Source organism: Yoonia sp. (genome assembly GCF_017854565.1).
In the GTDB taxonomy this organism is placed as follows: domain Bacteria; phylum Pseudomonadota; class Alphaproteobacteria; order Rhodobacterales; family Rhodobacteraceae; genus Yoonia.
Window position 1 is genome coordinate 1 of sequence record NZ_JAFMHJ010000006.1, and the last position, 13,367, is coordinate 13,367.

Sequence of the window (13,367 nt, forward strand, 5' to 3'; positions counted from 1 at the left end):
GCTACCACACTGGATTCACTAGATGAATCCCTCACAGAATTTGTGCAACAGAGCCATCCCAACCCCAAAGTGGCAACATTTTGCGCTGCCCTTTGGCTCACTTTTACTCTGCCGTTGACAATAGCGGAGCTGGTTGGGATTTCTATTGAAGGCTCTTAACTTCCACCGAGATTGCACCTCAGATCGTCTGATCGGCGGACACAAGATTAGTTTCGAACCTAGTTGGCGCATAGATCGCAATACGTGCACACACAAAAAAGGGGCCCCCGAAGGGACCCCATTAGTTTTGCTGATCGGGCTCGTGATTATACCGCTCGTGTTTTTATGCCTGTTGGCCCGATCTGCACCGAAGGCGAGCGCACCCGCCTCCGGATCCTTATTTCTAACGTGTTTCACCCGATCGGGAGAAACTTTGCCCCCAGATGGGAAAACCTTTGCCCAAATTGGGAAGAACTATGCCCAGAGGGACACCTCGGTGTAGACCCGAGCATCACGCAACGCGCAGCTAGCCCATCTTTTTGTCGATGAATGAAAAAAGATGGTGCGCCAAGAGGGAAAAGGATTGAACCCCCAGTTCAATTCCCTCAGCGCAGAAGAGCTGAAAACTCTTTTCGATGCCCTTGAGGCCTGGGAACGCCATCTCGCACAGTTAGACTTACAGCCAATCTCAAGAACTCAAGTAACAGATTCCAACGCTTGTCTTCAGTTTTGCGGCTTTGAGAATAGGTTGAGAATGGCTGGCAAGGAGCACAACCTGCCAATACTCTGACTTTCGCGCTCCCAAACCATTCATTCAGATCAGATGGGGTCACCTTTGACACATCGCGACAGACGAACTCGGCGGAGGTGTTTGTCTCCAGCGCATACTTACAGCTCGGATCTAGGTCCACTCCTGCGGCAATCTTGCAACCTGCCGTTTGCATGCCGTAAGCTAGACCGCCCGCACCGCAGAACAGGTCAACAACGACTGGTGCTTCGACTACGGGGTTTGATTTTGACATATTGCCGTCAATTATTTTCATGCCACTACATATAGCTGTCTTCCGGCTGGATTGCCAAGAGTCAGAGTAGCCTGTTTGGAGAGACATCACTCTAAATGATTGGTCGAAAAAAGGGGCCCCCGAAGGGACCCCGTTAGTTTGCTGATCAGGCTCGTGATTATACCGCTCGTCGTTTGTTGCCTGTGGCCTGATCTGCGCCGAGAGCGAGCGCACCCGCCCCGGATCCTTATTTCTAACGTCTTTCACCCGATCGGGAGAAACTTTGCCCCCAGATGGGAAAACCTTTGCCCAAATTGGGAAGAACTATGCCCAGAGGGACAAAATCCTCCTCAATTTCTCAGCTGCACCCGCTTGTCCCGCCACAGGTGTTGCACTTCATGCAGGTGCCGTTGCGCACCAGCGTATAGTTGCCGCATTCGCCGCAGGGATCGCCCTCGTAGCCCTGCATCTTGGCCTTGTCGCGGACCGTGATGCCGACGGTGCCGGTGCTGAGTGCGGTTATTGTCCGCACCTCCGGGACGAGTGTCTGAAGGGCCGCAATCGCATCCGTACCGGTGCGCAGCGCCGTGGCACCCATGCCCCCCTGCAGCACCACCAGTTCCTGTGGCATCCGCTTGCGCAGATATCCTGTCGATGAAATCTGCTTGAGCACTTCGAGTGACCGTGACGCAGCAGATTGGCTTGGTGTTTGAACGTTCGATACGCCTTCCTTTTCGCCGCGGCCGATATCATCGAACGACGCGCCTTCCGGTTTCACATGGGCCAAGTCAGTCCGGTCCAGATAGGACACCGCCAATTCCCGGAAGATATAGTCAAGGATCGAGGTCGCATTCTTGATGCTATCATTGCCTTGGACCATGCCGGCGGGTTCGAATTTGGTGAATGTAAACGCATCCACGAACTCTTCCAGCGGCACGCCGTATTGCAGACCGACAGACACTGCGATGGCAAAGTTGTTCATCATCGCGCGAAAGCCGGCACCCTCTTTGTGCATATCAATAAAGATTTCACCCAGTTGGCCATCCTGATATTCGCCCGTGCGCAGATACACTTTGTGCCCACCCACAATCGCCTTCTGGGTATAACCCTTGCGGCGTTGCGGCATCTTTTCACGCTCACGGTTGCGCACTTCCTGGATGATAATCCGCTCGACGATCTTTTCTGCCAGAACGGCGGCCTTCGCGTGATGATTGCCGCTTTCCAGAATTTCCAGCGCCTCGTCGTCATCTTCAACCAACGCGGACGCAAGTGGCTGCGACAGCTTCGATCCATCGCGGTACAGCGCGTTGGCCTTCACACCCAGTGACCAGGACAGCTCGTAGGCTTTCTGGCAATCTTCGATGGTCGCATCATTGGGCATGTTGATCGTTTTTGAAATCGCGCCCGAAATGAACGACTGCGCCGCAGCCATCATGTAGATATGGCTATCAACGCTCAGATAACGCTTGCCCGTTTTGCCGCAGGGATTGGCGCAATCAAAGACGCTATAGTGCTTTTCATTCAGGAACGGTGCACCTTCCAGCGTCATCGTCCCGCAGACGTGATCGTTCGCAGCCTCGATGTCCTTCTTGGTATAGCCAAGATGGCGCAGCAGATCAAAGGTTGGATCGTTCAGCTTATCAACGGGAATACCCAGTGTCTTGGTGCAGAAATCCTCGCCCAGCGTCCACTGGTTGAAAACAAAGCGGATATCGAAGGCCGACTTGAGCGACCCTTCGATCTTGTCCAGCTCGGCCTGTCCAAAACCATGCCCAATCAGGCTGGTGTGGTTGATCGCAGGCGCCTGCCCCATCGACGCGTGACCAACGGCATACGCGATGATCTCCTCGACCTGCGCAGAGCCGTAGCCGAGCTTTTCAAGCGCGGCCGGCACCGACTGGTTGATGATCTTGAAGTAACCGCCACCCGCCAGCTTTTTGAATTTCACCAAGGCAAAGTCAGGCTCAATTCCGGTGGTATCACAGTCCATGACCAGACCGATCGTGCCGGTCGGCGCGATCACCGAGACCTGCGCATTGCGGTAGCCGTGCTTTTCGCCCAGTTCCAGCGCCTCGTCCCAGGCAGTTATTGCCAGTTCGACCAGACGTGCGTCGGGGCAATTGCCATGGTCCAGCGGCACGGGCTTTACATCCAGTTTGTCATAGCCTGTGGACTTGCCCAGGGCTGCCTGCCGATGGTTCTTGATGACCCGCAACATGTGCTTGCTGTTCTTGGCATAGCCGGGGAACGCGCCCAGTTCGCCTGCCATTTCAGCAGACGTCGCATAGGACACGCCGGTCATGATCGCCGTCAGGGCGGCCCCCATCGCACGCCCTTCGTCGCTGTCATAGCCAAAGCCCATGTTCATCAGCAGACCACCGATGTTGGCATAGCCCAGCCCCAGCGTACGGAAGTCATAGGACCGCTGCGCGATTTCCTTGGACGGGAACTGTGCCATCATCACGGAAATTTCCAACGTCACCGTCCACAAACGAGTCGCATGGATGTAATCTTCGACTTGAAACACGCCGTCTGCATAAAACTTCAGCAGGTTCATCGAGGCGAGGTTACACGCTGTGTCGTCCAGAAACATGTACTCGGAACACGGGTTCGAACCGCGGATTTCACCGTCTTCGGGGCATGTGTGCCATGCGTTGACTGTGTCATGGTACTGGATGCCCGGATCAGCACAGGCCCATGCGGCATGGCCCACCTGCTCCCACAGATCGCGGGCCTTGATGATGCGGGCCACTTCTCCATTCCTGCGATTGATCAGCTTCCAGTCGGCATCATCTTCGACCGCCTTGAGAAACGCATCGGTGACCCGGATCGAGTTGTTGGAGTTCTGCCCGGACACGCTCGAATAGGCTTCAGAATCCCAATCCGTGTCATAGGTCGGGAATTCAATGCTGGTGTGACCCTGCTTGGCATAGTCAAGAACGCGCTTGATATAGGTCTCGGGGATCGCGGACCGCTTTGCGTCCTTGACCGCAGACGCCAAAGTCGCATTGGTCTTGGGATCATATGCAGCGACATCTTCGCCATCCCATGATTTGATCGCCGCAAAGATCGCGTTCAGGTAACGCTCGTGCATCTTGGACCCCGCCACGATGGACGCTACCTTTTGCTCCTCGATGACCTTCCAGTTAATGAAATCCTCTACATCGGGGTGATCTGCATCGACGATCACCATCTTGGCGGCCCGGCGTGTGGTCCCGCCCGATTTGATCGCCCCTGCCGCACGATCGCCAATCTTAAGGAACCCCATCAGGCCCGATGACTTGCCACCACCCGAAAGCGCCTCACCTTCGCCGCGCAGTGACGAAAAGTTTGTGCCCGTGCCAGAGCCGTATTTGAACAGGCGTGCTTCGCGGACCCACAGGTCCATGATGCCGCCTTCATTGACCAGATCATCGCTGACCGATTGGATGAAGCAGGCGTGCGGCTGCGGATGCTCGTAGGATGATGTCGATTTAGTCAAGACGCCCGACTGGTAATCAACGTAATAATGCCCCTGCGCAGGACCATCAATGCCGTAGGCCCAATGCAGACCTGTATTGAACCACTGCGGGCTGTTTGGCGCGGCACGTTGCGTGGCCAGCATATACCGCATTTCGTCGAAATACGCGCTGGCATCTTCCTCGGACGAGAAATAGCCGCCCTTCCAGCCCCAATAGGTCCACGCACCTGCCAGACGGTCAAACACCTGCTTGGCCGAGGTTTCACCGCCAAAGGTCGCCCCTTTGGCTGGAACCGACCGCCACAGGAACGCAGGAACGTCCTTTTCTTTTACCTTTTTCACTTCCGAAGGCACGCCGGCCTTGCGAAAATACTTTTGCGCGATGACATCGGATGCAACCTGGCTCCAACCGCCCGGAATTTCACAATCGTCCAGTTTGAAAACAATCGTCCCGTCCGGATTACGAATCTCCGACGTGGTCGTCTTGAACTTCAGCGCCGCATAAGCGTCTTGCCCGACTGTTGTGAAATTGCGTTCGATTTTCATCGTGTCTGCCCCTATTTTTTTTGCCGTCGTTGCGGCCTTAACCTGAAACCCACCGCATGATCGCGATGCGAAGAACTATTCGTGCCCAAAGACATGCGGCGGCAAACCAAAATGGTCCGGCCATTGGTAAACTGCAGTGAGAGTGCGCAATAAATATCTGCGCCCGCCTGTAAAACCTGTCCCGGTGTTACTACCACATCTAGTGCTGCGGCCGTCAACTCGCACAAGGTGACGCATCTAGCCCTAGTGGGTCAACGAATTTTTAACACTAAATGCGGATTAAAATGGTTGACGTGTCCCATGTGAACCGTCCCCATCACACCCCAGTGATTCATCCCCCGAATTATCCACAGGCGGCACCGCTACAGGCAGCAAAAGAAACCCTTTTGTTCGGCATATTTAGCACCACAAACAAAGAGAGTGGTTGAAGACATAGCGGCAGGCCAACATGCATTTAGAGAATGGTTAACAAAGGACTAACAATCACTTTCGGGCGCGCCTTGCTGTCACCCGCGACCCGTCGTGCGACGAATCGGTGTCAGTTCCGACACCCGGTTCGTACCCTTGCCTCTGTGCGCGCTATCAACGATTGTCGCCCGATATGCATCGTGATTAAGGGCGGCAATCGTGACGAAAACAACAGGTTCGACAGACTTCAGTTTCATCTATGTTATTGACCCGCCTAATCTGATCACCCATGCGATTCCTTTGCTGCTGTCACTGCGACGTCATCATCCGGATACGCCGATCTATCCCTATGCGCCCTTGGGAAAAGCAGATCAGGTCCCGGACCGCGTAAAAGCAATTCATGCAGCCATGAACGCACCGATTCAGACGCTCTCACGCGAACTTGCCTTCAGCATGAACCGCTATCAGAAACCCTACCACCACGGGCACAAGCTATTGGCCGTCGCTGAGAATCGGCCACATGCGTTTTGTGTCTTTGTCGACACCGACACCTTGCTGCGCAAGCCATTGAACGATCCCACACTGTTTCAACACGACAAGATTGCAGCTGTGCCCGAATCCGTTGCCGGATACGCACAGCGTTTCATGGACGTTTGGGAAGAAACCTATGCCATCTTCGACCTGCCGCTGCCCGATGAACGGGTCAAAATGCTGCGCACGAATCGCGAGACGGCACCCTATTACAATGCGGGATTTGTGGCATTCCCGGAAACGGTGCCCGACGGCACACGCTTTGGCGCCCGTTGGCTGGAAACAGCGCTGACTTTGGACTTTGATCAGCGCATCGACGATGAGCGCAAGCGCCCATGGCTTGATCAGGCATCATTGCCAGTCGCGGTGTACCGCAGCGGGTGTCGCTTTGAAACGCTCACACCTGCGTTCAACTACCCGATTGATGGGACCATGTTCCCGGCAAACGACGACGCCGTTCTTTACCACTACCACGGGTTCGAACGTCTTGAGGCCGCAGAAAGCATGCATGAAATCGAAGACCTCTTGCTGGCTTCTGGGCGCTTTGCGTCATTCGAACATTTCTGCACCCCGCTCAACATGCGCAGGAATGCGATAAACGCGATCATGCGGCAGGTCGCCGGATTAGCTGAACTGCGGCGCAGCCTCAAACCGCAAATCGTCGCACTGAAGGGAAAAGGGCCAAGCGATGCGTCCAAAAGCCTGAACGTACAGATGCTGGAGGCCAGGCGCAAAAATCACGAACTGCGGCAATCCCTCACAGATGTCACAGAAGACAATTTCTACGATGAAACTTGGGGGGTCTGATAATGTAACCGGCTTGGTGCTGCCGGTTCCACAGACAGACAACACCGCGTGCTGCCGTCTATATTCTTAAAATTGGTCGGGGCGGAGAGATTCGAACTCCCGACCCTCTGTTCCCAAAACAGATGCGCTACCAGGCTGCGCTACGCCCCGAACCGAGGCTGTCTTTAGCCCCCCTAAACTGATTTGAAAAGCCCTAACTGTCGCTATTTTCAACACAAGGTGAAATTGCTTCGGGACCAAAGCTCGGATGCTGCAAGACATCGCCAACGCCAATGCCCAGACGCCGGGCAAGACCGCCGTTGATCTCAAGCACCATCTGCACGCCATCCCCACCCGCAATCGGCGTCAAATCACCGGGCACTGCATTGTCATGGATAGCCAGCACTTCACCAGTGGGGCTGACAAACAGTATATCCAATGGAATCAGCGTGTTCTTCATCCAAAAACTGACGCTCTGCGGGCGCTCGTAGACAAACAGCATCCCCGTCAGCATCGGCATTTGCGCGACAAACATAAGACCGCTGGCCCGCTCTTGCGGGTCGTCGGCCACATCGACGGTGAAATGCGCCCGCCCCCAAGGGCCGGACACCGTCACCTTGTCCACAGCACAAACCGCCCAAAGCGGCTGCCCCAGAACGGCCAGAACGATTGAAAGCGCGCCAGCTTTTAACGTGCGGCTATTTCCCATCCAACAACCTCAATCGCCATGCTGCCCCGTTCGCCGTCAACCAGACGCAGGCCCACTGCTTCACCTGATTGCAAATCAGACAGACCAGAGCGACGCAGCACCTCAACATGAATGAACACATCATCGTTGTTGCCAAAAATATTCGCAAAACCGAATCCCTTTGCCTTGTCGAACCACTTCACGCGCGCGGGCAGAATAGGACGCCGGGCGATATCGTCAGCGGTAAATTCGACCATGTCGCGCAACGGAACCGACGCATCACTTTGCGGTGGCGTGATTGACAGCACCTGTGTGGCCTGCAGGCCACGCTCGGTATCCTGCACCAGAATTTCAATGGCGGAGCCATCAACGACTGATCCCTGTCCGAAATTACGCAATACGTTCGCATGCAGCAATATATCCGGCCCACCAAGGTCGGCGATTACGAAACCAAAACCCTTTGCAGGGTCGAACCATTTCACCCGGCCATTAATTTGCCGTTGGCCATCGGTGTCTTGCGTATCCATCACGTCTTCCCCTCGGCCACATTCAAGCTCCCGCAATGTGTCCGTCCTTTTCTTTCCAAAACCGATCTCGACCAGAAACTAACCTGAACTTCAAGGCCCGATATTTCACGAAGCGTGAAATTCAGGGGCTCAGGCGGGTAATTTCCCATGCTTGATCACTCGTTTCACGTGACCACCGAAACCGGTCATGCAGTCGAAACGCGCCGTCGGACCAAAACTCGATCTCTAACGGCACGATACGGAAACCACCCCAAAAAGGTGGCCGTTCCGGATCCACACCTTGCTGCACTGTTACCTTGGCAACTTCTGCTACTAACGCACTCCGTGACGACAACGGCTGTGATTGCCGCGACGCCCAGGCACCCAACCTGCTTTTGAGCGATCTGGACTTGTAGTACGCGTCCGCGATCAGTCCATCTTCTTTACTGACCAAACCGCGCACCCGGATCTGCCGGGCTTGCGTTTTCCAGTGCACAACAAACGCAGCCTTACCTGACTGCGTGATCTCAACGGCCTTTCGGCTTTCATAATTGGTGTAGAAGACAAATGCGTCAGGCTCAATATCCTTGAGAAGCACCATGCGCACATTCGGCAAACCTGTTGCATCGACGGTCGATAACGCAATGGCATTGGGATCGCTGATTTCCGTCTGCGAAGCTACGTCAAGCCATTGCTGCGCAATGACAAATGGATCATCGCCTACAAAAATCCCATCCCGATCAGACATACCCGACCCTCAATTGCACCCCTAATGACAGGCTTAGGATTAATCGTGCAAGCTGGCAACCTTTTTACTGAATGGCGTCAACAGCTTGCCGCCGTCTGGGCAATCGCCTAAACGATAGGTCAACTCGATCAATTCCGATAAGGGAAACAGCAATGACGTCACAGCTGATGCAGGGCCAGCGCGGCCTGATAATGGGCCTGGCCAATGATAAATCAATCGCGTGGGGTATCGCAAAAGCCTGTGCCGAAGCTGGGGCAGAACTCGCCTTTTCGTATCAGGGCGAGGCGTTGAAAAAACGCGTCGGTCCACTGGCAGCATCCGTTGGTTCCGATATTGTTCTGCCCTGCGATGTTGGCGATGAGGCGTCGATAGACGCGCTGTTTGCCGCACTTGAGGACCGCTGGGGCAAGTTGGACTTCATTGTCCATGCCATTGGTTTTTCTGACAAAAATGAATTACGTGGCCGTTATGTTGATACCAGCCGCAGCAACTTCCTGATGTCGATGGACATCTCTGTCTACTCGTTCACGGCTGTCGTGAAGCGGGCGGAAAAACTGATGACAGATGGCGGGTCTTGCCTGACGCTTACGTATTACGGCGCCGAGAAGGTGATGCCACATTACAACGTCATGGGCGTCGCCAAGGCCGCCCTTGAGGCCTCCGTGCGCTACATGGCCGAAGATCTCGGCAAACATAACATCCGCGTCAACGCAATCAGCGCGGGGACAATCAAGACATTGGCAGCCTCCGGCATCGGCGATTTTCGGCTCATCATGAAGTGGAACGAATATAACGCGCCGCTGCGCCGGACCGTCACCCAGGAAGAGGTCGGCAAATCAGCACTTTACCTGCTTTCCGACTTGGGCAGCGCCGTCACCGGCGAAGTGCTGCATGTCGATGCCGGCTACCACGTTGTCGGCATGAAAGCCGTCGATGCACCCGACGTTACCAAAGAATAGGATCCGCGCCATGACTGACCGCCTGCCCCATGAAAAGGGGTTTCACATAAGCTGGGACCAGATCCATCGTGACAGCCGGGCACTGGCTTGGCGGTTGGATGGCAAAGGGCCTGACAACGGTGCATGGAAGGCCGTGGTCGCGATTACCCGCGGCGGGATGGCCCCCGCAATGATCGTCGCGCGCGAGCTTGATATCAGGACGGTCGATACGATCAGTATCAAAAGCTACGATCACCAGGACCAGTCAGACGCGGCTGTTCTCAAGGCCCCGGACGCTACGCTTATGGGCAACGGCACCGGGATTTTGATCATCGACGATCTGGTCGACAGCGGCAAGACCCTCGAACTGGTACGGCTCAAGTATCCAAACGCCCATTTTGCTACGGTGTACGCCAAACCCAAAGGGCGCCCCCAAGTGGACACATTCATCACCGAGGTCAGCCAGGATACGTGGATTTTCTTCCCATGGGACATGGCACTGCAGTACGTTGAGCCATACCGCGGCAAAGATTGAACATGCGGGACGCGCCGCGGGGGATATTGTGGCTCGGAAGAAGCGGTTTTTCGACAAGCCATTCTTCCGAGTAAAAATATCCCCGCCGGAGGCAAAAGATTAAGTCTTGCGGCGCAGCCGCTCCGTTTGGAAAGATCATGACCCGACCGCGTACAGCCACCACCTTTGCTCCTCCGGTTATGCAGGCACGGCGCTGGCTTGATGGCGTAACCCATCCCACTGATCGCCCCTTGCTGAACGTCAGTCAGGCGGCACCCGTTGACCCACCGCCCCACGTCATGCGCGAAGCTATGGCGCAGATGATTCTAACCGATCCCGCGGCCCACCTGTATGGCCCGGTGCTTGGCCTGCCTGCATTGCGGGAACAAGTCGCCGACAGGTGGTCTGCAGCCTATAGCGGTGCAGTAGCACCCGCGCAGGTCGCGATCACATCCGGCTGCAATCAAGCCTTTGCCGCAGCAATCGCCACGCTCTGCGCAGAAGGCGACGAAGTAATCGTGCCTGTGCCCTATTACTTCAATCACCGTATGTGGCTGGACATGTCAGGCGTCAAAACGGTGCCTTTGACAACGGGTACCGGTATGGTGCCCGAGGCAGATGCCGCTGCGGCATTGATCGGCGATCGCACCCGCGCCATTGTGCTTGTCAGCCCAAACAACCCCTGCGGAGTTGAATACCCGGCCGAGACCCTGCGTGCCTTTTTGACCCTTGCGCGCCGACACAAGATCGCCCTGATCGTCGATGAAACCTATCGCGATTTCGACAGCCGCGTCGGCATGCCGCATGATCTGTTCAGCGACCCCGACTGGGACGACACACTGATCCAACTCTATTCATTTTCCAAGGCGTATCGGCTGACCGGCCACCGGGTTGGCGCAATCACCGCAAGCGCAGCCCGCCTGTCCGAGGTCGAAAAGTTTCTCGATGCCGTTACTATCTGCCCAAATCAGTTGGGACAGCGCGCCGCCCTATGGGGGATGCAAAATCTGGGCGAATGGCTTGCCGACGAACGCCGGGAAATTCTTGATCGACGCGCAGCCATCACCGATCATTTCCCAATGCTTGCCTATCACGGCTGGGCCTTGCTGGGTAGCGGTGCTTATTTTGCCTATGTCCAACATCCATTTCCGATGTCATCCGCCGATCTCGCACCGCTTCTGGTGCGCGATGCAAGTGTCCTGCTCCTACCGGGAACGATGTTCATGCCTGTCGATGTCCCGGGCGGCGAAACGCAGTTGCGCATCGCATTTGCCAATATCGACCGTTCAGGGATCGCCGCACTGTTCAACAGGCTGTCAAACCTCGCGCTCTGACCCTTGCACCCACGGGCCTGCGCCCGTATTCAGACGCGACCCACTTTAGCGGTCAAACGAACAACGGGCGGTATCCACGCATGGCGGAAAAAAAGAAAAACCGATATGGGGTTTGGTTCATCCTGATCCTGCTTTTGGTCGGGCTTGCAGGTTTTGGGGCCAATGGCCTTTCGGGCAATATCCGCAGCATCGGCACAGTCGGCGCAAAGGACATCAGCGTGACGTCGTATCAACGCACCCTGAACGAGCAGATTCGCGCCCTTCAGGCACAATTCGGCACGACGCTGTCATTTCAGCAGGCGCAGGCGTTTGGCATTGATCAAGCCGCCCTGAGCCAGATTATCCTCACCCGCACCCTTGATAATGAGGCGAGCGACCTTGGAATTTCCGTTGGTGATGCGCTGGTGCTTGAGCGGGTTATCGCCATTCCACAATTCCGCGGCAGCGATGGTGCCTTTAACCGCGAAAGCTATCGCTTTGCACTACAGCAAAACGGGCAGTCAGAAGCGGAATTCGAAGCCGACATCCGCGAAGACCTGACCCGCAGCCTGCTGCAAGGCGCCGTCGTCAGCGGCGTGCCAACGGCGGATGCTTATGCGGACACGCTGGTTCAATATATCGGCGAGCGTCGCAGCATCACGTGGACAACCATTGATGCAACAGCGTTGACCGCGCCCGTGCCCGGCCCAACCGAGGCGGATCAGCAGACCTATTACGGCGACAATCCTGCGCTGTTCACCCTGCCCGAAACCCGCGACATCACTTATGCTTGGCTGTCGCCTGATATGATCCAAGGTCAGATGACCGTCACAGATGAGGCCGTCAGACAGCTTTATGAAGACCGCAGTGCGGAATTCATCCAGCCTGAACGTCGCCTCGTCGAACGTCTGGTTTATGTCGATCAGGCCAAAGCTGAAAATGCGCGTGCCCGTCTTGACGCAGGGTCCGTCACATTCGAAGGACTGGTCGCGGAACGCGGTCTGAACCTGTCCGATATCGACTTGGGTGATGTCGATCAGGCCCAACTGCGCGGCGCTGGCGAGGCGGTTTTCGCCGCCGATCCCGGTGCCATTGTCGGGCCCTTCAATTCCTCTCTCGGGCCTGCGCTGTTTCGTGTGAATGCTGTTCTGGCTGCTCAGGAAACCACATTTGAAGAAGCCGCGCCCGACCTGCGCAATGAACTGGCCGCCGATGCGGCACGCGAGGTTATCAACGGCGACACGGACACCATCATCGACCTGCTCGCCGGTGGCGCGACGCTCGAAGATCTGGCAGAGCGTACCAATATGCAGCTTGGTACCATCAACTGGGCGGCCGATGACGCCGCGGGCATTGCCGCCTACGAGGCATTCCGCACAGAGGCCGCCCTGATTGAACAAGGCGCATTCCCAGAGGTGTTCGACCTCGATGATGGCGGTATCTTCGCGCTGCGGCTTGATGGAATCACCCCGCCCAAGCTTCAGCCGATCGTAGATGTGCGTGACGCGGTCATCGCAGGCTGGCAGGCCAAAGCCCGGCAGGAAGCCGTCGTTGCGCGCGCCGAAGAAATTGTCGCCTCCATCCAGCCGCTCACTGATTTTGCAACACTCGGCCTTGAGCCATTGACCGAGGCGGAATTGACACGGCGCAGCTTTGTCGAAGGCACGCCACCGGACTTTAACGATGCCCTGTTCGAAATGGCCATTGGCGAGGTGCGGGTAATTGATGCGCTGGATCGTGCGATCATCGTGCGGCTTGATGATATCGCGCCCCCCGATCCGCAGGATGCGACAACGATTGCCCAACGCGAATCACTGGCAGCGAATGCGGCCGCCGGTATCGCGCAGGACATCTTTGATGCCTATGCAACACAGCTTCGGCAGCAGACCGACATCAATATCAATCAGGCCACCGTGAACGCGGTCAACGCCCAGTTCCAATAGGTTCGA

General features: G+C 56.1%; 10 protein-coding genes and 1 tRNA gene. 5 read left to right on the forward strand and 6 right to left on the reverse strand.

Going from position 1 to position 13,367, the window contains the following annotated elements:
* Positions 1 to 584: 584 nt before the first annotated feature.
* On the reverse strand, positions 585 to 1,022 hold the full coding sequence (locus QZ196_RS04285; protein WP_296424266.1) for a DNA cytosine methyltransferase: 438 nt from the start codon (positions 1,020 to 1,022) through the stop codon (positions 585 to 587).
* Positions 1,023 to 1,338: 316 nt separating this feature from the next.
* Positions 1,339 to 4,986 (reverse strand): vitamin B12-dependent ribonucleotide reductase, encoded by a 3,648-nt coding sequence (locus tag QZ196_RS04290; protein WP_296424268.1) that lies wholly within the window; start codon positions 4,984 to 4,986, stop codon positions 1,339 to 1,341.
* Positions 4,987 to 5,613: 627 nt separating this feature from the next.
* Here QZ196_RS04290 and QZ196_RS04295 point away from each other — a divergent pair.
* On the forward strand, positions 5,614 to 6,732 hold the full coding sequence (locus QZ196_RS04295) for a hypothetical protein (protein WP_296424270.1): 1,119 nt from the start codon (positions 5,614 to 5,616) through the stop codon (positions 6,730 to 6,732).
* A 73-nt stretch (positions 6,733 to 6,805) separates the two neighbouring features.
* Here the strand turns inward: QZ196_RS04295 and QZ196_RS04300 are convergent.
* From QZ196_RS04300 to pdxH, 4 genes are all read right to left on the reverse strand, one after another.
* Positions 6,806 to 6,882: transfer RNA gene (locus QZ196_RS04300), tRNA-Pro, on the reverse strand.
* 43 nt (positions 6,883 to 6,925) lie between these two features.
* Positions 6,926 to 7,420, reverse strand: a complete 495-nt coding sequence (locus QZ196_RS04305) for a DUF192 domain-containing protein (protein WP_296424272.1) — start codon at positions 7,418 to 7,420, stop codon at positions 6,926 to 6,928.
* On the reverse strand, positions 7,399 to 7,926 hold the full coding sequence (locus tag QZ196_RS04310) for a cold shock protein (protein WP_296424274.1): 528 nt from the start codon (positions 7,924 to 7,926) through the stop codon (positions 7,399 to 7,401). The genes QZ196_RS04305 and QZ196_RS04310 overlap by 22 nt, the downstream gene beginning before the upstream one ends.
* A 121-nt stretch (positions 7,927 to 8,047) precedes the next feature.
* On the reverse strand, positions 8,048 to 8,653 hold the full coding sequence (gene pdxH / locus QZ196_RS04315; protein ID WP_296424276.1) for a pyridoxamine 5'-phosphate oxidase: 606 nt from the start codon (positions 8,651 to 8,653) through the stop codon (positions 8,048 to 8,050).
* Positions 8,654 to 8,805: 152 nt separating this feature from the next.
* Between pdxH and fabI the strand changes: the two genes are divergently transcribed.
* From fabI to QZ196_RS04335, 4 genes are all read left to right on the forward strand, one after another.
* The gene (gene fabI, locus QZ196_RS04320) at positions 8,806 to 9,612 is read left to right on the forward strand and encodes an enoyl-ACP reductase FabI (protein WP_296424278.1); all 807 of its coding nucleotides are present in this window, start codon (positions 8,806 to 8,808) and stop codon (positions 9,610 to 9,612) included.
* Positions 9,613 to 9,622: 10 nt separating this feature from the next.
* Positions 9,623 to 10,126, forward strand: coding sequence for a xanthine phosphoribosyltransferase (gpt, locus tag QZ196_RS04325; RefSeq protein WP_296424280.1), 504 nt, complete (start codon positions 9,623 to 9,625; stop codon positions 10,124 to 10,126).
* 137 nt (positions 10,127 to 10,263) lie between these two features.
* Positions 10,264 to 11,439, forward strand: coding sequence for an aminotransferase (locus QZ196_RS04330; RefSeq protein WP_296424283.1), 1,176 nt, complete (start codon positions 10,264 to 10,266; stop codon positions 11,437 to 11,439).
* Positions 11,440 to 11,519: 80 nt separating this feature from the next.
* Positions 11,520 to 13,361: a peptidylprolyl isomerase gene (locus QZ196_RS04335; protein ID WP_296424284.1), complete on the forward strand. Its 1,842-nt coding sequence runs from the start codon at positions 11,520 to 11,522 to the stop codon at positions 13,359 to 13,361.
* Positions 13,362 to 13,367 lie beyond the last annotated feature (6 nt).